General features: G+C 72.1%; 24 protein-coding genes. 12 read left to right on the top strand and 12 right to left on the bottom strand.

The annotated features are described in order from the left end of the window. Nucleotides 1-199: 199 nt before the first annotated feature. The 7 genes from ACTYVM_RS33470 to ACTYVM_RS33440 form a co-directional block, all read right to left on the bottom strand. Nucleotides 200-1,537 (bottom strand): extensin, encoded by a 1,338-nt coding sequence (locus ACTYVM_RS33470; protein ID WP_445529573.1) that lies wholly within the window; start codon nt 1,535-1,537, stop codon nt 200-202. Continuing rightward, on the bottom strand, nt 1,537-2,199 hold the full coding sequence (locus tag ACTYVM_RS33465) for an RNA polymerase sigma factor (RefSeq protein WP_445529572.1): 663 nt from the start codon (nt 2,197-2,199) through the stop codon (nt 1,537-1,539). The genes ACTYVM_RS33470 and ACTYVM_RS33465 overlap by 1 nt, the downstream gene beginning before the upstream one ends. Before the next feature lie 328 nt (nt 2,200-2,527). Beyond that, on the bottom strand, nt 2,528-3,127 hold the full coding sequence (locus ACTYVM_RS33460) for an RNA polymerase sigma factor (protein ID WP_400028730.1): 600 nt from the start codon (nt 3,125-3,127) through the stop codon (nt 2,528-2,530). 129 nt (nt 3,128-3,256) lie between these two features. Further along, nucleotides 3,257-3,652, bottom strand: coding sequence for a hypothetical protein (locus ACTYVM_RS33455; protein WP_445529571.1), 396 nt, complete (start codon nt 3,650-3,652; stop codon nt 3,257-3,259). 165 nt (nt 3,653-3,817) lie between these two features. Beyond that, entirely contained in the window at nt 3,818-4,435 is a 618-nt protein-coding gene (locus ACTYVM_RS33450) for a hypothetical protein (RefSeq protein ID WP_445529570.1), read from the bottom strand. Nucleotides 4,436-4,613: 178 nt separating this feature from the next. Continuing rightward, the gene (locus ACTYVM_RS33445) at nt 4,614-5,405 is read right to left on the bottom strand and encodes a DUF4328 domain-containing protein (protein ID WP_445529569.1); all 792 of its coding nucleotides are present in this window, start codon (nt 5,403-5,405) and stop codon (nt 4,614-4,616) included. 110 nt (nt 5,406-5,515) lie between these two features. Then, a complete protein-coding gene (locus ACTYVM_RS33440) occupies nt 5,516-7,147 on the bottom strand; it encodes a beta-N-acetylhexosaminidase (protein ID WP_445529568.1) in 1,632 nt (543 codons plus the stop codon). A gap of 124 nt (nt 7,148-7,271) precedes the next feature. Between ACTYVM_RS33440 and ACTYVM_RS33435 the strand changes: the two genes are divergently transcribed. From ACTYVM_RS33435 to ACTYVM_RS33415, 5 genes are all read left to right on the top strand, one after another. Continuing rightward, complete coding sequence (locus ACTYVM_RS33435; RefSeq protein ID WP_445529577.1) at nt 7,272-7,808, top strand: 2-oxo-4-hydroxy-4-carboxy-5-ureidoimidazoline decarboxylase; 537 nt, start codon at nt 7,272-7,274, stop codon at nt 7,806-7,808. Between the two features lie 148 nt (nt 7,809-7,956). Next, the gene (sdhC, locus tag ACTYVM_RS33430) at nt 7,957-8,337 is read left to right on the top strand and encodes a succinate dehydrogenase, cytochrome b556 subunit (RefSeq protein ID WP_390833416.1); all 381 of its coding nucleotides are present in this window, start codon (nt 7,957-7,959) and stop codon (nt 8,335-8,337) included. A gap of 5 nt (nt 8,338-8,342) precedes the next feature. Further along, nucleotides 8,343-8,825, top strand: coding sequence for a succinate dehydrogenase hydrophobic membrane anchor subunit (locus tag ACTYVM_RS33425; RefSeq protein ID WP_445529567.1), 483 nt, complete (start codon nt 8,343-8,345; stop codon nt 8,823-8,825). 25 nt (nt 8,826-8,850) lie between these two features. Further along, entirely contained in the window at nt 8,851-10,605 is a 1,755-nt protein-coding gene (sdhA, locus tag ACTYVM_RS33420) for a succinate dehydrogenase flavoprotein subunit (protein ID WP_445529566.1), read from the top strand. Next, a complete protein-coding gene (locus ACTYVM_RS33415) occupies nt 10,605-11,366 on the top strand; it encodes a succinate dehydrogenase iron-sulfur subunit (protein WP_445529565.1) in 762 nt (253 codons plus the stop codon). Before sdhA ends, ACTYVM_RS33415 begins: the two co-directional genes overlap by 1 nt. A 92-nt stretch (nt 11,367-11,458) precedes the next feature. Here the strand turns inward: ACTYVM_RS33415 and ACTYVM_RS33410 are convergent, their stop codons facing one another. The 3 genes from ACTYVM_RS33410 to ACTYVM_RS33400 all read right to left on the bottom strand — a co-directional run bounded on the left by ACTYVM_RS33410 (nt 11,459) and on the right by ACTYVM_RS33400 (nt 12,840). Then, the gene (locus tag ACTYVM_RS33410) at nt 11,459-11,722 is read right to left on the bottom strand and encodes a TM2 domain-containing protein (protein ID WP_445529564.1); all 264 of its coding nucleotides are present in this window, start codon (nt 11,720-11,722) and stop codon (nt 11,459-11,461) included. 250 nt (nt 11,723-11,972) lie between these two features. Next, nucleotides 11,973-12,386: a DUF2752 domain-containing protein gene (locus ACTYVM_RS33405; protein WP_445529563.1), complete on the bottom strand. Its 414-nt coding sequence runs from the start codon at nt 12,384-12,386 to the stop codon at nt 11,973-11,975. Next, nucleotides 12,379-12,840: a TM2 domain-containing protein gene (locus ACTYVM_RS33400; protein ID WP_445529562.1), complete on the bottom strand. Its 462-nt coding sequence runs from the start codon at nt 12,838-12,840 to the stop codon at nt 12,379-12,381. The genes ACTYVM_RS33405 and ACTYVM_RS33400 overlap by 8 nt, the downstream gene beginning before the upstream one ends. Nucleotides 12,841-13,013: 173 nt before the next feature. Here ACTYVM_RS33400 and ACTYVM_RS33395 point away from each other — a divergent pair, with 173 nt between their 5' ends. From ACTYVM_RS33395 to ACTYVM_RS33375, 5 genes are all read left to right on the top strand, one after another. Continuing rightward, nucleotides 13,014-13,421 (top strand): VOC family protein, encoded by a 408-nt coding sequence (locus ACTYVM_RS33395; RefSeq protein WP_445529561.1) that lies wholly within the window; start codon nt 13,014-13,016, stop codon nt 13,419-13,421. Between the two features lie 109 nt (nt 13,422-13,530). Beyond that, a complete protein-coding gene (locus tag ACTYVM_RS33390; protein WP_400028718.1) occupies nt 13,531-13,938 on the top strand; it encodes a hypothetical protein in 408 nt (135 codons plus the stop codon). Continuing rightward, nucleotides 13,935-14,453, top strand: coding sequence for a thiol-disulfide oxidoreductase DCC family protein (locus ACTYVM_RS33385; protein WP_445529560.1), 519 nt, complete (start codon nt 13,935-13,937; stop codon nt 14,451-14,453). Before ACTYVM_RS33390 ends, ACTYVM_RS33385 begins: the two co-directional genes overlap by 4 nt. 9 nt (nt 14,454-14,462) lie before the next feature. Further along, complete coding sequence (locus ACTYVM_RS33380; RefSeq protein WP_445529559.1) at nt 14,463-15,215, top strand: TetR/AcrR family transcriptional regulator; 753 nt, start codon at nt 14,463-14,465, stop codon at nt 15,213-15,215. Further along, nucleotides 15,212-15,337 (top strand): hypothetical protein, encoded by a 126-nt coding sequence (locus ACTYVM_RS33375; protein WP_445529558.1) that lies wholly within the window; start codon nt 15,212-15,214, stop codon nt 15,335-15,337. Before ACTYVM_RS33380 ends, ACTYVM_RS33375 begins: the two co-directional genes overlap by 4 nt. Here the strand turns inward: ACTYVM_RS33375 and ACTYVM_RS33370 are convergent. Continuing rightward, on the bottom strand, nt 15,330-17,744 hold the full coding sequence (locus ACTYVM_RS33370; protein ID WP_445529576.1) for an MMPL family transporter: 2,415 nt from the start codon (nt 17,742-17,744) through the stop codon (nt 15,330-15,332). The genes ACTYVM_RS33375 and ACTYVM_RS33370 overlap by 8 nt on opposite strands. A gap of 157 nt (nt 17,745-17,901) precedes the next feature. Between ACTYVM_RS33370 and ACTYVM_RS33365 the strand changes: the two genes are divergently transcribed. Further along, the gene (locus tag ACTYVM_RS33365) at nt 17,902-18,642 is read left to right on the top strand and encodes a response regulator transcription factor (RefSeq protein WP_445529557.1); all 741 of its coding nucleotides are present in this window, start codon (nt 17,902-17,904) and stop codon (nt 18,640-18,642) included. Next, the gene (locus tag ACTYVM_RS33360) at nt 18,639-20,093 is read left to right on the top strand and encodes a sensor histidine kinase (protein ID WP_445529556.1); all 1,455 of its coding nucleotides are present in this window, start codon (nt 18,639-18,641) and stop codon (nt 20,091-20,093) included. Before ACTYVM_RS33365 ends, ACTYVM_RS33360 begins: the two co-directional genes overlap by 4 nt. 26 nt (nt 20,094-20,119) lie before the next feature. Here ACTYVM_RS33360 and ACTYVM_RS33355 read toward each other — a convergent pair whose 3' ends face one another. Then, nucleotides 20,120-21,658, bottom strand: a complete 1,539-nt coding sequence (locus ACTYVM_RS33355) for an ABC transporter substrate-binding protein (protein WP_445529555.1) — start codon at nt 21,656-21,658, stop codon at nt 20,120-20,122. Nucleotides 21,659-21,728 lie beyond the last annotated feature (70 nt).

Raw genomic sequence — 21,728 nt, 5'->3', positions numbered from 1 at the left:
GCGGGACCGGGGGAACGTGTCCCGCCCGCGCCGAAATGCACGAGCCGTGGGTACGGGGGGAACCCCGGCTCTGTGCGGTGGCCGATGACCAGTCGGCTCACTCAGTACTGCGCCGATGCCGCGGAAAACGTCACACCCCCGCGGGGAGAATGGTGCCGGCGGAACGAATCCGCAGGTCACAGCGGCAGCAGGCGGAGCGTCACAGAGCGCTGCCGGTGGGGTCGGGCGACGGCGCCGAGGGCGGGTCCGGCTGCTCCCGCTGCTTCGGCTGCTTCGGGACCGACCGGGCGACGCTCGGGGACCGCGTGGCGGGCGCCATGGGTGCGAGGCTCTTGCGAAGGCCACGGTCGTCGCCGCCGCGGCCGTCTCTGTCGCCTCCTGGGTCGCCTCCTTGGTCGTCGCCCTGCTCCCCCTGGCCGTCCTGGCCCTTCCCGCCGCTCTGACCGCTCTGACCGCTCTGGCTCTGACCGTTCTGGCTCTGGCCGTTCTGGCTCTGGCCGTTCTGGCTCTGGCCGTTCTGGCTCTGGCCGTTCTGGCTCTGGCTGCTCTGGCTCTGGCCGTTCTGGCCGCCCTGGTTCTCGCCCCGGTCGCCGCCGCCCTTGCCGCCGGACCGGCCGTCGGCCGCCTTCAGGACACCCCGGCAGTACGTCCACACGCGCGCGGAACCGCCGGCCGCCCCCTCCAGGTCGCGCCGGCGGTCGGAGTCCAGGCTCCTGCCGTCGCGCAGATCGCGGCAGGACGACACCAGCCCCTTCCCACCGTCGTCCAGGGCGCCCTGCCCGTCGCCGGAGCCGGCGGAGGCGTCGTGGCCGGGAGCGGCGCCGTCCTCGCGCGCGGTGCTCCCCGTGTCGCCGTCAGGGGCACCGGCCGTGGCGCCGCCGGGCGTCGGCGTTCCGGGGCCACCGCCCGTGCTGCCGCCGGGCGAGGGCGACACCAGCGGGCGTTCCGGCGCCGCCGGGACGGAGACGGAAGTGCCGGGGGCGGGTTCGTCACCGCCGAACGGCGTCGGCAGCACACCGGTCGTGGCCGCCGCCGCGACCCCGCCGACCGCGCCCGCGGCCAGCGCGGCCGACACCGCGAGGCGTACCGGTCGGCCCCGGTGCCGCGGCCCGGCACGCCGGGGCCGCCCTCCCCTACCGCCACGCGCGTGCGTGCCGATCCGGACGAGACCGACGTCGTCGGAGACCGCGGGAAACGGACGGGGGCCCGCGCCGGTCTCCTCGGCGGCCCGCTCGTCGGCCCGCTGGGCACGCGCCTTGCGGAAGGCGGCCAGCGCGGTGGCCTCACCGGGCAGCGCGGCGTCGGCGGCGTCGGCGGGGTACGCGGGGGCGGGCGAGGAGGCGGGAGACGCGGCCGGGTCCGGGAAGGCCCGGGCGGCCAAAGGAGGCGGGTACGACTCGGCGGACAGGGCGCCGAGCGCCTTGGCGAGCCGTTCGGCCTGGTGACGGGCAGTGATGTCGACGGTGTCCAGTGGCTCCCCGCGCAGCAGACGCTCCGCCGTGTCGCGGTCCAGCCACCCGTGCTGCTCCTCGGCCATCACATGTCCTTCTGCGTCCGGGCCCGCGTATGCGTCACACCGGCGGACGTCACCGCGCGGCCCCGCGGTTCTCGCGGAGGCGGCAGCGCCTCGAGTTCACTGGGGGATTGCGGATCGTCACCGAGGAGTTCCGCGAGCCGTTTCAGACCGCGGTGCGCGGCGGTGCGCACGGCACCGGGACGCTTGCCGAGCGTCTGAGCCGCAGTCTTCGCGTCGAGACCCATGACCACGCGCAACACCACGGCCTCGGCCTGGTCCTGCGGGAGTCGGGCGATGAGCGAGAGGGTGCTGTCGGTGGCCAGCGCCTCCATGGCCTCGCCCGCGGTGTCGGACTCCGCGGCCCGGCCGGCCAGTTCCGTCTCGTCGCCGCCGATCGCGGGGCGGCGGCCGCGCATGCGTATGTGGTCCAGAGCGCGGTTGCGGGCGATCCGGGCGGCCCAGCCGCGGAACCGGTCGGCGTCCCCGCTGAACCGCTCCAGATCGCGGGCGATCTGGAGCCAGGCCTCGGACGCCACGTCCTCGGCGTCCGGATCTCCGACCAGCGTGCGTATGTATCCGAGCAACCGCGGGTGCACGGCACGGTACACAGTCCGGAACGCGGTCTCGTCCCCGTCCTGCGCCGCGAGCACCGCGGCGGTCAGCTCCGCGTCGTCCCCCAGCACCCGTGGTGCCCTTCCTTGCGACTGAACCGGCATCGCTGTCGCGGACCGGGCTCTCGCCGTCGTGGTTCCTCAGTTGATGGTTGCGGTGTTCGAGGCGGCAGATCGCTGCGGTGGCCATGCCCGCCACGCCTCGGCGCGAAAGGCACGTTACGGCCTCAAACCGCCTGCCGTCCATGACCGTACAACGTGCGACCAACCGGAGCCGGGGGGAGGTGTGACAGAAACCGCACCCTCGGCGCTGTAAGGAATACGGGCCGCGCGGCCCGTGCCGCGCGACGGCCGGGGCCTCTCCTGTGGGGGGTGGCGGCCCCGGCCGTTGCCTCGGTGCTCATGGCTCTCCCGCCCCGCCCGGGGCCTCCTCCTCGAGCTGCCGCGCCAGCCGTTTCAACCCCCGGTAGGCGGCGGTGCGCACCGCGCCCGGCCGTTTGCCGAGGACGCGCGCGGCGGTGGGGCCGTCGAGGCCGACGACGACCCGCAACAGTACGGCCTCGGCCTGGTCGCGGGGCAGCCCGCGGACGAGGTCGAGGGCGCGCTCGGTGGTCACGGACTCCAGGGCCTGGTCATAAGTGCTGTACGGACCGGGCAGCTCCAGGACGTCCTGTTCGAGCGCGGCGGCCCGGGGCCGCACCCGTTTGCGGCGCAGATGGTCGAGCGCCCGGTGCCGGGCGATGGTCGCCGTCCAGCCGCGAAAGCCCGCCCCGTCGCCCCGGAACCGGCCGAGGTCGCGCGCGATCTCCAGCCACGCCTCGGACGCCACGTCCTCGGCGTCGTCGCCGACGAGACCGCGCAGATACCCGAGCAGTCCCGGCTGCACCGCCCGGTACGCGACGGCGAAGGCCTCCTCGTCGCCTTCCTGGGCCCGCGCGACGGCCGCACCCAACTCCCCGTCGTACGCGTGCGCGCGGCGGGGTTCCCCTCCCTGGCCCAAGAACCGTCCTCGTCCGTAGCGAGTCCCCAGACGTGTCCACCACCCACCGGCCGTGTCCACGCCTCCACGGTCATCAGCGTCGGCTCCCACAGAAGTGTCACAGCCGGTCAACAGGCCCGCGGCCATGGCTCAGGCCTGCCCGGTCCCCATCGCGTCCCGACACAGCAGCCGCAGCGATCCCTGGCCCGTGAAGCACCGCCCGGCCTCCTCCATGGGGTCCCACAGCCGTCCGTCCGCGGTGCGCACCCAGTGCTCGCCGCCGCTCGCCCACCACTCGGCCCCGCCGCCGTGACGGACGATCACCTCACCGGCGTACGCGCCGAATCCGCGCAGCACGCTCCGCACGGCCGCGTGCGGGGTGCCCTCGCGCCGAAGCTCCCCGATCGTCCGGTCGACGCGCCACAGGCTCTGCGCCGAGTAGTCAAGGCGCAGCCGAGCGCCCTCGCGCATCGCCGTCACGGTGTCCGCCGCCCACCGCACCGGTTTGGTGGCGGCCTGGGGCCTGCTCTGCTGCTGAGTCGTCACATGCTGGGCTGTCACATAGGGAAGAGCGCGATCCGCCCGCGGTTCGTCACCCGTGATCGCGGCCCGGGCGGCAACCGGCGCAGGAGCACCGCACCGCGCCCGCAGGACGCTCACGGATCCCCGCCACGCCGCCGGCCCGCCCGGGGCCCCGGGCGGGGCCCCGACTCACACCCGGCCGCGGGCCCGGCGGGACACCACCGCCCGCAGGACGCGGCGCCCCTCCGTGGAGACCTCCAGGGCCTGGCGGAGTCCGGCACGACCGTGCCCGGCGAGCAGTTCCAGGACGGTGATCTGCCGACGCAGCTCTCCGGCGACCAGCGGCGACATGCCCTCGGCGGGCCCCGGAGCGGGGCTCCCGGCGGCGCGGACGGAGTCGAGCGCCTCGGGGAGGGAGTCGGCGGGGGCGCCGTCCTCGGCCGGGTCGAGGAGCCGGTGGATCTGGAGCGAGGCGACCGAGCAGGCGTCCGCCCACTGCCGCACCTCGGCCGCGGACCGGGCGGCCGGCGCGGCGGACAGCATCCGGCGGGCCAGCAGCACGGCCTCGTCCCCGGCGCCCTCGGCATCCTCCTCGCCCAGCGGGTCCAGCGCGCCGCGCGCCTGCTCCAGCCGCTCGGCCCAGTCGCCCCCCGAGGAGGGGGCGGAGTCCTCGGCGAGGCTCCCCCACAGCGGCCGCAGGACCTCGTCGTCGCCTCCGAGCAGAGGCACGCACCGGTCCAAACAAGCCAGCCCGCTGGCGGCCAGTCCGCGCTCGTCGGCCTGCGCGATCAGTTCCACCAGGCTCATCCACGCCTCCTCAAAGGGCGCCGACCTCAACGGAGCCCGCACTTGCCCTTACTGCGTGCGATCGGCCGGTAGTTTCACACGGGTCGCACGCGGAGTCGAGCAAGTTGGCATAAGAAAAGGTTTCGGCCAAAGACCGGGGCCGGCGGTCGAGGTCGGCGGGCCGCGCGTGGAAGCGAGGTCAGACCGCGGCCGGCACCGCTCCCCGCAGCGCCTTCTCGTGCTGCATACGGGTCAGCCGGAGCACGACGAGGACGGCGAGCACGGCGGCGACGAGGTCGAGGACGTCGCTGAACATCATCTCCCCGGCGGCGGAGTGCAGGTCGTCGGCCTCGACGGCGTGGTCGTAGTCGACGGCGGCGAGCCGGCCGGCCATCAACCCGATGACCCACACCGTCCACCAGGTGTTGACCAGCGCGTTCGACCTGGGCCCGGCCGCAGGGCTGCTGGCGTCCCAGATGTCCACGGCGATCCTGCGCGGGAACCACAGGCTGACGACCGGGGTGAACCACGCGCCGATCGCCCAGCCGCGCTTCATGCGGTGCCCGAAGGGGTCGAAGACCTCGGCGTTGACCCGCACCCGGTAGAACCAGCACAGGAAGACGACACAACCGGCGAGCAGCGTGAGCAGCTGGGCGACACCCGCGACGGCGTAGTACAAGTCGGCGTCGTCGGCCCGCCGCGTCAGGTCCGCGCCGACCGCGCCGCTCATGAGGTCGCCCGAGACGTCGTACATCACGACGTCCGTCCAGACGGCGAACAGGTCGGCGGCGGCGGCGAGGAGGAGCATCGCGGCGGCGGCCCGGCCGAGTCCGACCGGCGAGCGCAGCCAGGCGGTCGGCATCCCCGCGTACGGCGGGGCGGGCGGCATCCCCGCGTACGGCGGGGCGGGCGGTACCGGAGCGGCCGAGCAGCCGGTGCACAGGGTGCCGCCCGGTACGGCCGCGAAGCGGTGACAGCGTGCGCAGATCATGGTGGGTCCCCCCAGGGTGTCGCAGTGGAGCCGGCGGCTCCCCCCGGAGCGCCGAGCGCGGCACCCGGAACCTACGGCTCCCACCCCTCGAACGTCCACTCGATTCGGCGTCAGCCCAGTTTGTCCGCGAGCTCCTTGAACTCGGCCCAGGACATCGCCGGTTCGCCCGGGTCCCACAGCTTCTGGACGGTCGCCCGCAGCGGCATCCGGATGCCGGCCGCCACCTGGTCCTGGGTCTGGGAGTTCGCCAGGTCGCACCACACGGCGAACGAGCCGCCCAGAATCTGCGCGTCGTACCGGGCGGGCACCGCCTCGGTGCCGCGCAACACGCGCGGGTTCCACTTCTCGTAGATGCGCCGGCCGTCCGGGTAGACGAAGGTCTGCGGCTCGCCGAGGACGTAGTAGAGGAACTCGTCGTTGTAGTTGAGCACCTTGCGCCCGGCGTCCAGGTACTCGGTCGGCTGCCGGGCGCCGTACTCCTTGCCCGTCCAGTAGGCGACCTCGATGTCCCGGTCGGGCGAGAGGGACGAACTCCGGAAGAAGCCGTCGTTCCAGGCACGCGGGGTGCGGTCCTGTCCGCGGACGGTGGCGGCGCGGTCGTTGAGCCAGTCCGTCGTCAGGTCGGCCACGTTGCCGCCGGAGCCGTGGGCCTTCCGCGCGGCGGCGGCCAGCTGCGGGTAGGCCGCCTGCGGGTCACGCGCGGCCAGCGCCTGGTACTCGTCGCCGCCGAGGTGCCAGAAGCCGCCGGGGAAGAGGTCCGCGTACTCGTCGAGCAGGTCGTCGACGATCGCGGCGGACCGGGGCTCGGAGATGTCGACGGCGCCGCGCGTGGCCACGCCCGGCCCGTTGCGCAGCTGCGTCTCGGGGTGGGCGGCGATCACCGCGCCGAGGTGGCCGGGCGAGTCGATCTCGGGGACGACGGTGATGTGCCGGCTCGCGGCCAGGTCGACCAGCCGCTTGACCTCGGCCTTGGTCAGGTGGTCCGCGGAGACGACCTCCGGGTGCGTGTCGGACTCGATGCGGAAGCCCTGGTCGTCGGAGAAGTGCAGGCCGAGCTCGTTGAACTTCAGGTCGCCGAGTTCCCGTACGCGGTCCTCCAGCCAGGCGGCCGTGAACGGCTTGCGGGCGATGTCCACCATGAGACCGCGCCGCGGTTTGGCCGGCGCGTCCTTGACCACCCCCTCCGGGGCCGTGCCGCCGCCGTGCACCTCCTGCTTCAGGGTGCGGGTGCCGTAGAAGACGCCCGCGTCGGCCGGACCGCTGATGGTCACCCGGCCGTCACGCACGGTCATGGTGTACGACTCGGGGCTCCGGCCCTCGCCGCCCTTGTCCAGCGCCAGCCGCAGGTCCCCCGGGCGCTCGTCGTCGCGCCGGCCGGAGTAGGCCAGACCGAGTTCGCTCGCGATCAGCTTCCCCTCGTCGGCGAGGGAGGCGTCGCCCACGACGACCCGGGACCCGGGCTGCGGGCGCCAGCCGGGACCGCGGGCCGCGGTGTGGGAGCGCACGGCGGGGATGGTCCGGGGTGCCTGCGACAGCGGGTAGGCGCGGGTGGGGCCGGGGCTCGCCGAGCCGGCGGACCGGTCCGGGCCGCCCGCCGCCGCGTCCGCCGGGGATCCGTCGCCCCCGAAGGACCACAGGGCCAGTCCGATGCCCAGGGCGACCGCGGTCGCGAACGCGCCGCCGACGACAGTCCGCGTGCCCTGCGGCTTGCGCGCCGAAGCCCGGCGCCTGTGCTTGCTCACCCGGCCAACCTAACGGCCCATGACCGCCGAACGTGTCCACCGCCCGTTCCCAAACTCTCCCGTCCGGGTGAAATTCAGCCACTCGTCGAACACGTCATGAGCACACCCGATACCGTAGCGGCACATCTCTCACGGACTCCCCTGCCGACCTCCCGCCGACCTAGGACCCACGCTGCCCGCGCAGAACCTGGAGCACTTCAACACCGCCCCCGCCGCCGAGGCCCACCGGACCCTCCTGACCTGCCTGCACAGCCCTCGCTGGGCCCGCATCGTCGCCGCCCACCGCCCGTATCCGGACCTGTCGTCCCTCCTGGCGGCGGCGGACGAGGCGACGTACGACCTGGGCCCCGAGGGACTGGCCGGGGCCCTGGCGGAAGAACCCCCGCCGTCCCTGCCCGCCGGCACCTACGCGGCCGCCTCCACGGCCCTGAGCGCCGCCTACGCCGCCTACGAGGCCAGATTCGGCCACACCTTCGTCATCTGCCTGGACGACACCGCCCCGGACGAGACCCTGGACCGGGTCCTGCCGGCGATCCGGTCCCGTCTGGCCCACGAGCCGGAGGACGAGCGGGCGATCGCCCGGGAAGAGCTGCGAAGGCTGGCGAACGGCCGGCTGCGGGGCCTCCTGGGCGCCGCCGCTGAGCCGTCCGTGCACCTTTGAGGACGACTTCGATCACACGGGCGGACCCCCCGTAAGGCCCCCGTCAGCAGGTCGGTACGATACTGGGGGCCGGTGGACCGTACCCGGCCGGGCCCGACCGACCGTGAAGCCGGTGCGGCCCTAGTCCCCGCTCCCGGAGGGTTCTTCCGTGCCGGCTGGAACGCTGTACCGCGGCCGGGAAGGAATGTGGTCCTGGGTGGCTCACCGAGTCACCGGCGTCCTCATCTTCTTCTTCCTGTTCGTTCATGTGCTGGACACCGCACTCGTGCGTGTGTCTCCCGAGGCCTACGACAACGTCGTGGCCACGTACAAGACGCCGATCGTCGCCGTACTCGAGTACGGGCTGGTCGCCGCCATCCTCTTCCACGCTCTCAACGGCCTGCGTGTCATCGCCGTCGACTTCTGGGCCAAGGGCGCCCGGTACCAGAAGCAGATGCTGTGGACCGTGGTCGGCGTCTGGGTCCTGCTCATGATCGGGGCGATCTACCCCGTCCTCGGCCACGCCGCTCGCGCGGTATTCGGGAGCTGACGCGCATGTCCACCACTGAAACCACCGCTTCCGGCGTCGGCCCGGTCGAGGGCGGCTCCGTCTACGGCGTGGACAACCCCGCCCCCCTCATCGAGGCCCCGCGCCAGCGGACCAGGAAGACCCCGAAGTCGACCCGGGGCAACTTCGAGCTGTACGGCTGGCTGTTCATGCGGCTGTCCGGCATCGTCCTGGTCGTCCTCGTCATCGGCCACCTGCTGATCCAGCTGGTCCTCGACGGCGGCGTCTCCAAGATCGGCTTCGCCTTCGTCGCGGGCCGCTGGGCCTCCCCCTGGTGGCAGGTCTGGGACCTCGCCATGCTGTGGCTGGCGATGCTGCACGGCTGCAACGGCCTGCGCACGGTCATCAACGACTACGCGGAGCGCGCCAACACGCGCCTGTGGCTGAAGGCACTGCTCTACACCGCCACGGTGTGGACCATCCTGCTGGGCACGCTGGTGATCTTCACCTTCGACCCGAACATCCGCTAGGCCCCGGGACCGAGGTATTTTCCTGATGAAGATCCACAAGTACGACACCGTCATCGTCGGCGCCGGCGGCGCCGGTATGCGGGCCGCCATCGAGGCGACCAAGCGCAGCCGCACCGCGGTCCTGACCAAGCTCTACCCGACCCGCTCCCACACGGGCGCCGCGCAGGGCGGCATGGCCGCCGCGCTGGCCAACGTGGAGGAGGACAACTGGGAGTGGCACACCTTCGACACGGTCAAGGGCGGTGACTACCTGGTCGACCAGGACGCCGCCGAGATCCTGGCGAAGGAGGCCATCGACTCCGTCCTCGACCTGGAGAAGATGGGCCTGCCGTTCAACCGGACGCCCGACGGGACGATCGACCAGCGCCGCTTCGGCGGGCACTCCCGCAACCACGGCGAGGCCCCGGTCCGCCGCTCCTGCTACGCGGCCGACCGCACCGGCCACATGATCCTCCAGACGCTGTACCAGAACTGCGTCAAGGAGGGCGTGGAGTTCTTCAACGAGTTCTACGTCCTGGACCAGCTGATCACCGAGGTCGACGGCGTGAAGCGGTCGGCGGGTGTGGTGGCGTACGAGCTGGCCACCGGCGAGCTCCACATCTTCCAGGCGAAGTCCGTGATCTATGCCTCCGGCGGCAACGGCAAGTTCTTCCGGGTGACGTCGAACGCGCACACGCTGACCGGTGACGGCCAGGCCGCCGTCTACCGCCGCGGTCTGCCGCTGGAGGACATGGAGTTCTTCCAGTTCCACCCGACCGGCATCTGGCGCATGGGCATCCTGCTCACCGAGGGCGCCCGCGGTGAGGGCGGCATCCTGCGCAACAAGGACGGCGAGCGCTTCATGGAGAAGTACGCGCCGGTCATGAAGGACCTCGCCTCCCGTGACGTCGTCTCCCGCTCCATCTACACGGAGATCCGCGAGGGCCGCGGCTGCGGTCCCGAGGGCGACCACGTCTACCTGGACCTGACCCACCTGCCGCCGGAGCAGCTGGACGCCAAGCTGCCGGACATCACCGAGTTCGCGCGGACCTACCTGGGCATCGAGCCGTACACGGACCCGATTCCGATCCAGCCGACCGCGCACTACGCGATGGGCGGCATCCCGACCAACGTCCAGGGCGAGGTGCTCGCGGACAACACCACGGTCGTGCCGGGCCTGTACGCGGCCGGCGAGGTCGCCTGCGTCTCCGTGCACGGCGCCAACCGTCTGGGCACCAACTCGCTGCTGGACATCAACGTGTTCGGCAAGCGGGCCGGTATCGCGGCCGCGGAGTACGCCGCGAAGGCCGACTACGTGGAACTGCCGGAGGACCCCGAGTCGTTCGTGGTCGAGCAGCTCGAGCGGCTGCGGACCTCCACGGGCACCGAGCGGGTGGCGGACATCCGCCGCGAGCTGCAGGACACCATGGACGCCAACGTCATGGTGTTCCGCACCGAGCAGACGATCAAGACGGCCGTCGAGAAGATCGCCGAACTCCGCGAGCGCTACCAGAACGTGGCGATCCAGGACAAGGGCAAGCGGTTCAACACGGACCTCCTGGAGGCCGTCGAGCTGGGCAACCTGCTGGAGCTGGCCGAGGTCATGGCGGTCTCCGCCCTGGCCCGCAAGGAGTCCCGCGGCGGTCACTACCGCGAGGACTACCCCAACCGCGACGACGTCAACTTCATGCGCCACACCATGGCGTACCGCGAGGTCGGCGACGACGGGTCGGAAACCGTCCGTCTCGACTACAAGCCGGTCGTCCAGACCCGCTACCAGCCGATGGAGCGTAAGTACTGATGGCAACCCCCGTTCTGGACAAGGTGGAGGCGCAGTCCGCCGCCTCCCCCTACATCACCGTCACCTTCCGCGTCCGCCGGTTCAACCCGGAGGTCTCGGCCGAGGCGACCTGGGAAGACTTCCAGCTGGAGATCGACCCCAAGGAGCGCGTCCTCGACGGTCTGCACAAGATCAAGTGGGACCTCGACGGCACGCTGACCTTCCGTCGCTCCTGCGCGCACGGCATCTGCGGCTCGGACGCCATGCGGATCAACGGCAAGAACCGTCTGGCCTGCAAGACGCTGATCAAGGACATCAACCCCGAGAAGCCGATCACGGTCGAGCCCATCAAGGGCCTCACGGTCCTGAAGGACCTGGTCGTGGACATGGACCCGTTCTTCCAGGCGTACCGGGACGTCATGCCGTTCCTGGTCACCAAGGAGACCAACGAGCCGACGCGGGAGCGCCTGCAGTCCGCGGAGGACCGCGCCCGCTTCGACGACACGACGAAGTGCATCCTGTGCGCGGCCTGCACCTCGTCCTGCCCCGTGTTCTGGAACGACGGGCAGTACTTCGGCCCGGCGGCCATCGTCAACGCCCACCGGTTCATCTTCGACAGCCGTGACGAGGCCGGTGAGCAGCGCCTGGAGATCCTCAACGACAAGGACGGCGTCTGGCGCTGCCGCACCACCTTCAACTGCACCGACGCCTGCCCGCGCGGCATCGAGGTGACGAAGGCGATCGCGGAGGTGAAGCGGGCGCTGATCACGCGCCGCTTCTGACGTTCCGCGGTACGCGACGCCGAGGGCCCCGTTCCGTTCGGAACGGGGCCCTCGGCGTACCGTGCCCGGCCGTCGCCGGGTGCGCGAACGGGTCAGCCGCGCAGGATGCGACCCTGCGAGTCCGTGCGGTCGTTGCTCGCGAAGAAGAGGATGGCGTCGATCAGGGCCCAGAGGCCGAGACCGCCGCAGGTGAGCAGCTGGGCGATGCCCACACCCACGGAGCCGACGTAGAAACGGCCGATGCCCAGGCTTCCGAGGAAGAGCTGGAGAATGCCCGCGACGATCTTCGACTTGTCGGAGTACGGGCGGCCCATCGGGTCGTAGCCGTAGGGGGCGTCAGGGGTGGGGACGGTCATGGCTGGTGCTCCTGGGGACTGGTGACAACACCCGGAGTGGGAATCTCCGAGGCCAGGGAGCCCGACTGCCCGGTCCGTACGGCATCCGTGCGCGATTCCACGCGCGCCGACCGGATGCGGCCGTCCCCCCCTGCGCGTTGGGAGCATAAAGATCCGAAAGGGCGGCGCGGGAGAGGGTTCGGAGGAATGTTCCCGTTCCGTGATCACATTCGGCCACCATGGTGCATTGGGCACTGTGCCCCGACCGGCTCTAGACGACGTTGCGGACCACGGTCCACGCCACGGCCACCAGCAGCACCGCCGCCTGCGCCCGGGGGCTGAGCCGGGGATGCCAGCGGCGGCCGCGCAGCCCCTCCAGGGCCCACCTGCCGAGCAGCGCCAGCGCGAACGGCGAGGCGAGCAGCAGCATCCTGTTGTCCAGCCAGGCCTGGCCGAGGCGGCCGTGCATCAGGTCGTACACCATGCGCGTGCCGCCGCAGGCCGGGCAGAGCAGCCCGGTGACGTACCGGAAGGGGCACTGGGGCAGGACGTGGCCGGGCTCGTGCGGGTCGGTGACGTAGAGGTACCCGGCGCCCGCCACGCCGGCGCACAGCACCGCGAGCGGAGCCGCGGCCGGATGCCGCAGCAGCCGGCCGCCTACTGTGCCGGACACCGCGTCAGCCACGCAGGATCCGGCCCTGGGAGTCGGTGTTGTCGTTGCCGGTCAGCAGCATGATGCCGTCGATCAGCGCCCAGATGCCGAACCCTCCGCAGGTGAAGAGCTGGGCGATGCCGATCCCGACGTGGCCGATGTAGAAGCGGCCGATGCCCAGGCCCCCGAGGAAGAGCTGGAGGACACCGGCGACGATCTTCGACTTGTCGGAGTAGGGGCGGCCGTAGGGGTCGTAGCCGTAGGGGGCGTTGGGGTCGAACTGCATCCCCGGAGGCGGCGGATAGCCACCGGGCGGCATGTAACCACCGGGGGGCGGGTAACCGCCGGGCGGCGGGTAAGCGCCGGGCGGCGGCGGATACGCGCCGGGGGGCGGGTTGCCACCCGGAGGCGGCGGGTAGCCGCCGGGCTGCTGGTGGGGATACCCGTACCCCGGGGCCTGGTTGGGCTGCTGCGGCTGCTCGGACACGGTGGCTCCACTCTCGACTTCCGACGAACTGACGGTCATATTGCAGGAAGAGCGGCCGAAGCGAAACATCGGGGTACCACCCGACGTCCCGCATCCGCGCCGAACGAGTGAGCCGGCACCCGCTCCGCGCTCGGCCTCCCGGGCCGGACGGGTCCCGTACCTAATCTGATGGCATGTCAGATGACGAGTCGTACGAGCTGCTCGGGTTCGACAACGTGCTGCTGCCCGTGGGGAATCTGGGCGAGGCCCTGGGGTTCTACGAGCGGGCCGGGTTCGCGGTGGCGTTCCGCCTGGACGAGGCCGGCATCGCACTGCTGAAGGTCGGGGGCGAGACGCCGGGGATCCTGCTGCGCCAGGAGGAGCTCGGGCACCGCCCCCCGCCGTGGCCCTCGCCGCGGGTGTGGCTGGAGGTGCCGGACGCGCGGGCGGCGGCGCGCGCGTTCGCGAAGGCCGGGATCGAACTGCTCGACGAGCCCTTCGCCGTGGCGACCGGCTGGACCGTCGAGATCGCCGACCCGTGGGGCAACGTCCTGGGCTTCACCGACTACCGCAAGCGGCCGGAACTCGGGCGCAGGCCCTGAGACGTCCGTCACCGCCGAACTCCCCCACGCGTGTTGAACGCGTTCAAAAACAGGTCTAGAGTCTCTCACGGCAGCGTTTTGAACGCGTTCAAAAGAAGGGGTGGGGGGCATGGACCGCACGGTCATCGCCTATGTCATCTATCTGCTCGTCAGCATCGCCCTGACCGTCTGGGTGGCCCGCACGCTCAGCGGGAACGGGCGGATCTTCCTCGCCGACGTACTGCACGGCGACGACAGGCTCGCCGACGCCGTGAACCACCTGCTGGTGGTCGGCTTCTACCTCGTGAACCTCGGCTTCGTCGCGCTGTACCTGAGCGGCGACCAGGCCATCGACGACACGCGCGGCATCTTCGAGGCCCTGTCGACGAAGCTCGGCGTGGTGCTGCTGGTGCTCGGCGTGATGCATCTGGGCAACGTGTACGTGCTGAACCGGATCCGCCGCCGCGGGGTGCTGGAGCGCGAGCAGGTGCCGCCGGTCGCCCCGCAGGACTGGGCCGCGCCCTCGGCCGGGGCGTGAGCGCGGTGCCGGCCACCGCCGGCCGGGACCGGGACGCCGCCGCACGCGTCCCGGTCCGCGGGCTGACCGTCCTGTACGACGCCGAGTGCGCACTGTGCGCGTCCGTGCGCGACTGGCTCGTCAGGCAGCCGCAGTTGGTGCCCCTGGAACTCGTCCCGGCCGGCTCCGAGCAGGCCGGGCGGCGCTTCCCGGGCCTCGACCACGGCGCGACCCTCGAGGAGGTCACGGTCGTCGGCGACTCGGGCCAGGTCTACCGGGGAGCCGCCGCCTGGATCGTCGTCCTGTGGGCCCTGCGCGAGCACCGGCCGCTCGCCCATCGGCTCAGCACCCCGGCGGGCGCGCGGCTCGCCAGGGGCGCGGTGCTGGCCGCCGCCAGGTGGCGCGCCGGCCGGCGGGACGGCGAGCGCTGGGGCGGGGGCGCGTACCGGCGCGGGGACGGGTGGTCCTACGACCCGCGGTACGGCTGGATCCACGAACCACCCGGCTGTGACGGCGGCGCCTGCGCCACTGGCTAGGCTCTGTCCGTGCCCGCGATGAACGACGACGACCCCGGTGAGGGCGTGCCCGCCAGCAAGTCCGAGCAGACCCGCGCTCTCATCCTGGAGACGGCCATGCGGCTGTTCCAGGAACGCGGATACGACAAGACGACCATGCGGGCCATCGCCAAGGAGGCGGGGGTCTCCGTCGGCAACGCGTACTACTACTTCCAGGGCAAGGAGCACCTGATCCAGGGCTTCTACGACCGGATCGCCGCCGAGCACCAGGAGGCGGTCCGGGAGGTCCTGGCCCGGGAGAGCGCTCTGGAGGCGCGGCTGGCGGGCGTGCTGAGGGCGTGGCTGGACGTCGCCACGCCCTACCACGAGTTCGCGGTGCAGTTCTTCAAGAACGCCGCCGACCCGGACAGCCCGCTCAGCCCCTTCTCCCCCGAGTCGGAACACGCGCGCGTGGAGGCCATCGGCGTCCACAAGGAGGTGCTGCACGGCGCCAGGACCAAGGTCCCGGCGGAACTGCGCGAGGTGCTGCCCGAGCTGATGTGGCTCTCCCAGATGGGGCTCGTGCTGTACTGGATCTTCGACCGGACCGAGGGGCGCGAGCGCAGCTACCGGCTGGCCGAGCGCGGCGCCCGCCTCACCGCGCGGGGCGTCGCCCTGGCCCGCTTCCGCGTACTGCGGCCCCTCGTCCACGAGGTGCACGAACTGTTCACGGACTTCCTGCCGGGCATGACCCGGCTGATGCCGGATCCGGCGGGCAGGGGGCGAGGCACGGCGGCCGAGTGATCACTTCAACTGGAAGACCGACCTCCCCCGGCGAAGTCGTCACCCTGCCCGCCGCCATCGGGGCCGAGGTCACCCTCGACGTCGGCGAAGTCCTCAAGGACGGGGAGACTCCGGCTACTTGACCGCGTCGACCTCCTCCTCCGCCAGCTCCACATCGTGGACCAGGGGGGCGTCGGTCACGACGACGTGGTGGGCGCGGGAGCCGTGGGGTGAGGCCGTGGCCGCGAGCAGGTAGGTGCCCGGTCCCGGCACCGCGACGATGTACGAGCCGTCGGCCAGGGACGCCACCCGGTCCAGTTGCCGGCCGCCCTTGGACAGCAGGGTCACGGCCGCGCCGTGGACCGGCTCGCCCTCCTCGGTGCGGATGAAGCCGTGGACCACCGAAGCGGGGCCGATCGGCCGCGGCACCGGTGCCTCCTCGGGCTCCTCCGCCGGCTCCACCGCCAGGTGCGGCAGGCGGCGCTCCAGCCAGGCCGGCAGCCACCAGTTGGCCCTGCCGAACAGATGCATCGCCGCCGGCACCAGCGCCGTCCGCAGCACGAACGCGTCCAGCGCGACCGCCGCCGCGAGACCGACGCCCGCCATCGCCGCGCCCTGGTTCCCGCTGAGGACGAAGGCGAGGAAGACGCAGACCATGATCAGGGCCGCCGAGTTGATGACCCGGCTGGTCTCCGCGAGACCCACCCGGACCGCACGGGCGTTGTCCCGGGTGTGCACCCACTCCTCGTGCATCCGGCTCACCAGGAAGACCTGGTAGTCCATCGACAGGCCGAACAGCAGGGACAGCATGATGATCGGCAGGAACGCCTGGATCGGCCCCTCCTTGCCGAGGCCCAGCAGCTCCAGGCCCCAGCCCCACTGGTAGATCGCCACCAGGACGCCGAAGGACGCCGCGGCGGCGACCAGGTTCATCACCGCCGCCGTCAGCGGCACCAGCAGCGAACGGAAGGCGACGAGCAGGAGCAGGAAGCCGAGGCCGACGATGGTCGCGACGAAGTACGGCAGACGGTCGCCCGTGACGGAGGCGAAGTCCTTCGAGACCGCCGTGACACCGCCGACGTGCGCCCGCGCCCCCGCCTCGGGGATCACCTCGTCGCGCAGGGTGTCGATGAGCCGGTCCGTCCGCTCGGACTGCGGCGAGGTGGTCGGGACGACCTGGATGACGGTGACACCGTGCGCGGGCGGCAGCGCGGCCACCCGGGCCACCCCGCGGGTCTCCTCGATGCCCTTGACCAGCGCGGTGGTGTCGCCGTCGGCGGAGACCACCTGGAGCGGTCCGTTGAAGCCGGGTCCGAAGCCCTCGGCCAGCAGGTCGTACGCCCTGCGGGTGGTCGTCGAGGCGTCGTCGTTGCCCTGGTCGCCGGCGCCCAGCCGCAGTGACAGCACCGGCAGCGCGAGCAGGACCATCACGACCAGCGCGAGGCCCGCGATCCAGCCGGGACGCCTCTGCACCGTGCCCGACCAGCGTGCGGCGAGCGTGCTCGCCCGCTCCTCGCCGGAGGGGCCCCCGGCCGCGAGCCGCCGCCGCTGGCGCCGGCTGAGCACCCGCGGCCCGAGGAACCCGAGCAGCGCCGGCAGCAGGGTGACGGCCGCGAGCACGCTCAGCACCACGGTGAGCGAGGTGCCGATGACCACACCGTCCAGGAAACGCAGGCCCGTCACCAGCATCCCGGCGAGCGCGATGCACACCGTGCCGCCCGCGAACAGCACGGCCCGGCCCGAGGTGTTGAGGGCGACCGCCGCCGAATCCTCCGGTTCCAGACCGCGCAGCAGGCCACGCCGGTGCCGGGTGACGATGAACAGCGCGTAGTCGATGCCCACGCCGAGGCCGATCAGGGTGGCGAGCAGCGGGGCGATGTCGGGCACGTCCGTGACATGGCTGATCATCTGGGTCGAGAACAGGCCGATGCCGACCCCGAAGACCGCCACGGCGATCGGCAGGAGCATCGCGAAGAGCGAGCCGAAGGCGAGGAACAGCACGACCGCCGCCGCCCCGAGGCCGACCAGCTCGGACAGACCCGTGGGCGGCTGCTGGATCCGCGTGATCGCCTGACCGCCCAACTCCACCCGGAGCCCGTCGCGTTCGGCCGCCCGCGCGGTGTCGACCACATCCTGCACGAGCTGCTTGGGCACCTCGTTCGCCCGCTCGGCGAAGGTGAGCTGCGCGTACGCGATCGTGCCGTCTCGGCTGATCTGCGCCGCGCCCCGGGCACCCACGTACGGGCTGCTGACCGCGCCCACCCCCGGCATCCGGCCGATCTCCGCCAGGGCGGGCTCGATCCGGGCGCGCACCGACGCGTCCCGGACCGACCCCTCGTCGACCTTCCACACCACCGTGTCGGTGTCGCCGGCGGCCTTCGGGAACGCCTTCTCCATCAGGTCGTACGCGGACTTGGAGTCCGTGTCCGGCAGGGAGAAGACGTTCGCGTAGGCCGTGCCCCCTGCAGACGCCCCCACGCCCGCCCCGAGCAGCGCCACCACCCACAGCAACAGAACCAGCAGCCGGTGCCGGTAGCACCACCGCGCCAATGTCGTCACGCTCTACGCTCCTTCATCCGGGTCCCCCGGGTCCTGGGACACCAGCATCCGCAGCGGCGGGCGCGGACGGGCACGTGCCGCCCCGACTCTCAAGGAACTCCAAAGCAGCCGAGGCCCCGCCGCCGGTCCCGCCGCGGATACTGGGGACATGACCGTCAACGAGGCAGGGCACGAAGGGGCGACGGTCCTCGTCGTCGAGGACGAGGAGTCCATCGCGGACGTCCTGGCCATCGCGCTGCGCTACCACCGCTTCCAGGTGATGACCGCGGCCACGGTCCGCGAGGCGTGCGCGCTCGCCGAGCGCACCCGGCCCGACGTGGCCCTGCTGGACGTGATGCTGCCGGACGGGGACGGCCGGGCGCTCGGCCGCGAGCTGCGCAGCCGCTGCCCGGACCTGGCGCTGGTCTTCGTCACCGCGCGGGACGCGCCCGCGGAGATCGTCGGCGGGCTCGGCTTCGGCGACGACTACATCACCAAGCCCTTCAACATCGACGAGGTCGTCGCCCGGGTACGGGCCGTGCTGCGCCGCACCCTCCCCCACGCTCGAACGAGCTCGCGCGGGGGCACCCCCATCACCGACGTCCTTCCAGAGCGCCCACCGCTGAGCTACGGCGATCTGGAGCTGGACGAGACGACGTACTCGGCGCACCGCGCGGGCCGTGCGGTCGAACTCACCCCCACCGAGTACGCGCTGCTGCGCTTCCTGGTGCGCAACGGCGGCCGGATCGTGCCCAAGGAGCAACTCCTCAGGCACGTCTGGCAGTACGAGCACACACCGCCCGAGTCGACCGTCGTCGAGACCTACATCAGCTATCTGCGCCGCAAACTGGACGCGCTCGGACCGCCGTTGATCACCACGCGGCGGGGCGTGGGATACGGGCTGGCATGAGGCCGGTCGGACCGCGTCCGCGGCGCCGCCGGCACGGGATCCACTCCCTGCGCGGCAAGCTGACCCTGGCGAACGTCGGGCTGCTCGCCGTGGGTGTCGTGGTGGCGACGGCCGCGAGCCTGATGGGGATGCGGCACTACCTGCTCGGCCAGATCGACACCCAGCTGATCAAGACCCGTGAGTCCGTGGTCGACTCCCGGCTGACCATGCGGCAGATCGACTCGCTGGCCGCGCTGGCCCTCATCCGGGACCACTTCGTGCAGGCCACCGTCGGCAGTCCGCGGCCCGACTCCGTCTTCACCGCCCTCGGCAGCCGCGGCGAGGCCGTGCCCATCGCCGGTTTCGCGCCGACGAAGGCCCAGCGGGCCCTGGCCGCCGCGGTCGGCGATCCGGGCGCGCTCGCCGCCGACCCGACACCGCACGAGGTGACGCTGCACGGCGCCGTCTACCGGACGACCTCCGCCCGGCTGGCCGACGGCAACTACCTCGTGTTCGCCACCTCCACCGACCCGCTGCACCAGGGCGTCGCCAAGGCCCTCAAGCTGGACCTCGGCGTCGGCACGCTGCTGCTGGCGCTGCTCGCCTGCCTGACGATGTTCAACGTGCGGCGCCGGATGCGGCCGCTGGAGGACATGGTGGAGACCTCCTCGGCCATCGCCGAGGGCGACCTGACCCGGCGGGTGCCCTCCAGCCACCATCCCACCCAGGAGGTGGAACAGCTGCGGGTCGCCCTGAACTCCATGCTGCACCAGGTGGAGACGGCGTACCGCACGCGCGAACGCAGCGCGGCCCAGCTGCGCCGCTTCGTCGCCGACGCCTCGCACGAGCTGCGCACCCCGCTGTCGGCGATACGCGGCTACCTCCAGCTGTACGACAAGGGGATGCTGACCGAGCCGGACGAGCGCAGACGCGCCTGGGACCGGATGAACGCCGAGGTGGACCGTATGGGGCGGCTCGTCGACGAACTGCTCACCCTGGCCCGCCTGGACCAGCGGCCGCAGCTGCGGCTGCGGAACGTCGACGTCGTCCGGCTGGTGCGGGACGCCGCCGAGGACCTGCGCGCACAGCAGCCGGAGCGGCCCGTGACCGTGGGCGCCGAGGGCGTCCTCCTCGTGCACGCCGACGAGTCGGGGCTGCGGCAGGTGCTCGGCAACCTGATGGCCAACGTGCGCGTCCACACGCCCGCCGACGTTCCGGTGCGACTCACGGCGGAGCGCACGGACGGGGCCGTACGGCTGTGTGTGCGGGACAGGGGTCCGGGGCTGGCTGAGGAGGACGCGGCGCGCGTCTTCGACCGCTTCTTCCGCGCGGGCGGCGGCGCGGGCAGCGGCCTCGGCATGGCCATCGTCCAGGGGGTGGTCGAGGCCCACAACGGCGAAGTGACCGTCCGCACGGACCCCGGGGAGGGGCTCGCGGTGACGGTCACTCTGCCGGCGGGAGCACGGCCGTGACGCTCAGCGGGCGCAGGCCGCGACGGTCAGATCCAGCCCAGCTTCCAGAGCCGGTAGCTGCCCGTACCGTCCGTCAGGTACTGGGCGCCGCCGACGTCCTCGCTGCTGACGACGTACTCCTTGCGCTGCCACAGCGGGATCAGCGGTACGTCCTGCGCGACCTGCGCCTGCAGGGTGCGGAAGTCCGTGGCGCTGCGGCCCCGGTCGGCGAACTGCTGCGTGTCCCGGATGAGGTTGTCGACGGTCTTGCTGTTGTAGCCGGTGCTCATGGGACCGTCGGCTGCGACGACGCTGGCGAAGGTGTCCGGGTCCGGGTAGTCGGCGACCCAGCCGACCGCGTACGTGTCGAGGCTGCCCTCCGCCCAGAGCTTCTGGAACGCGCCCCACTCGTAGCCCTTGACGTCGACCTTGAACAGGCCGCTCGACTCCAGCTGCCGCTTGATCTCGGCGGCCTCGTCGGCGACGGCGCCGCCTCCCTTGCCGTAGCCGTAGCTGATCCGCACCGGGAGCGACACGCCGGCCTCGGTCAGCAGCGCGCGTGCCTTCTGGTCGTCCTGCGCCGGGTAGGTGTCGAAGAACGCCGTGTTGTGGCCCGTGATACCCGCCGGGATCACCGAGTACAGCGCGTCGACGGTCCCGTCGTACACGCTGTTGGCCAGCTCCTCGCGGTTGATCAGCCAGGCCAGGGCCTGCCGGACGCGGACGTCGTGCAGCGGTGAGGAGGCACGGGCGTTGAGGTAGAGGTTGCGGACGTCGGAGCTGTCGGACACCGACACGCGCATCTGGGGGTCGCTCGGGTTGAGTCCGGCGAGGACCTTCGGGGGCAGCGTGCGGGAGGCGACGTCGATCTGCCGGGCGCTCCAGGCCTTCTCGAGGCCGGTCGCGTCGTCGTAGTAGCGCAGCTCGACCGGCTCTCCGGTGCTGCTGATGGCGCCCTTGTAGGAGCCGTTCGGCTCCAGCACCGCGCTCTTGTCCTTGGCGTACGCCTTGAGCGTGTACGGTCCGGTGCCGTCGACGGCGGTGCCCGTACGCAGCCCGTTCTTCGGGTAGCGGGTGTGGTCGACGATGGCCCCTGCGCCCGTGGCCACCTTCTGGGGGAAGGTGGCGTCCGGCGTCGACAGGTGGAAGGTGACGGTCATGCCGCCGGCCTCCACCGAGCCGAGGGTGGACAGCAGCGGAGACGGGCCGGAGTCGGAGTTGACCTTCTTCACGCGGTCGAAGGAGAACTTCACGTCCTCGGCGGTCATCTCGCGTCCGCTGGGGAACTTGATTCCGTCGCGCAGCTCGCACCGATAGGTGCGCAGTCCGCCGCCGACGAAGCCGCAGCTCTTGGCCGCGTCCGGCACGGGTGTGACGCCACCCGGCTCGAACGTCAGCAGGGACTGGAACACGTTGCTGAACAGTGCCCAGGAGCCTGCGTCGTAGGCTCCGGCCGGGTCCAGCGACGTGACGGCGTCCGTCGTGCCGACGACGATCGTCTTGTTCTTGCTCTCCTGCGACGGCAGCAATTGCCAGCCGCCCACCCCCACGACCGCCAGCACGAGCAGCGTCGTGAGGATCCGCATGCGAACCGATCGCATCCGTATCCTCCCCAGGTCCCTTTTGGACCCTTCTGCATATGCCACACACCTGAGT

The organism is Streptomyces cyslabdanicus, assembly GCF_052663305.1.
Note: the sequence above shows the minus strand (reverse complement) of the source record. Positions and strands in the feature narration are given on the sequence as shown.

Excerpts from the sequence above, each read along its gene's own strand:
- ACTYVM_RS33470 (WP_445529573.1), bottom strand. The coding sequence starts at position 1,537 with ATGGCCGAGGAGCAGCACGGGTGGCTGGACCGCGACACGGCGGAGCGT.
- ACTYVM_RS33450 (WP_445529570.1), bottom strand. The coding sequence starts at position 4,435 with ATGAGCCTGGTGGAACTGATCGCGCAGGCCGACGAGCGCGGACTGGCC.
- ACTYVM_RS33445 (WP_445529569.1), bottom strand. The coding sequence starts at position 5,405 with ATGATCTGCGCACGCTGTCACCGCTTCGCGGCCGTACCGGGCGGCACC.
- ACTYVM_RS33425 (WP_445529567.1), top strand. The coding sequence starts at position 8,343 with ATGTCCACCACTGAAACCACCGCTTCCGGCGTCGGCCCGGTCGAGGGC.
- sdhA (WP_445529566.1), top strand. The coding sequence starts at position 8,851 with ATGAAGATCCACAAGTACGACACCGTCATCGTCGGCGCCGGCGGCGCC.
- ACTYVM_RS33415 (WP_445529565.1), top strand. The coding sequence starts at position 10,605 with ATGGCAACCCCCGTTCTGGACAAGGTGGAGGCGCAGTCCGCCGCCTCC.
- ACTYVM_RS33410 (WP_445529564.1), bottom strand. The coding sequence starts at position 11,722 with ATGACCGTCCCCACCCCTGACGCCCCCTACGGCTACGACCCGATGGGC.
- ACTYVM_RS33395 (WP_445529561.1), top strand. The coding sequence starts at position 13,014 with ATGTCAGATGACGAGTCGTACGAGCTGCTCGGGTTCGACAACGTGCTG.
- ACTYVM_RS33390 (WP_400028718.1), top strand. The coding sequence starts at position 13,531 with ATGGACCGCACGGTCATCGCCTATGTCATCTATCTGCTCGTCAGCATC.
- ACTYVM_RS33365 (WP_445529557.1), top strand. The coding sequence starts at position 17,902 with ATGACCGTCAACGAGGCAGGGCACGAAGGGGCGACGGTCCTCGTCGTC.
- ACTYVM_RS33360 (WP_445529556.1), top strand. The coding sequence starts at position 18,639 with ATGAGGCCGGTCGGACCGCGTCCGCGGCGCCGCCGGCACGGGATCCAC.
- ACTYVM_RS33355 (WP_445529555.1), bottom strand. The coding sequence starts at position 21,658 with ATGCGGATCCTCACGACGCTGCTCGTGCTGGCGGTCGTGGGGGTGGGC.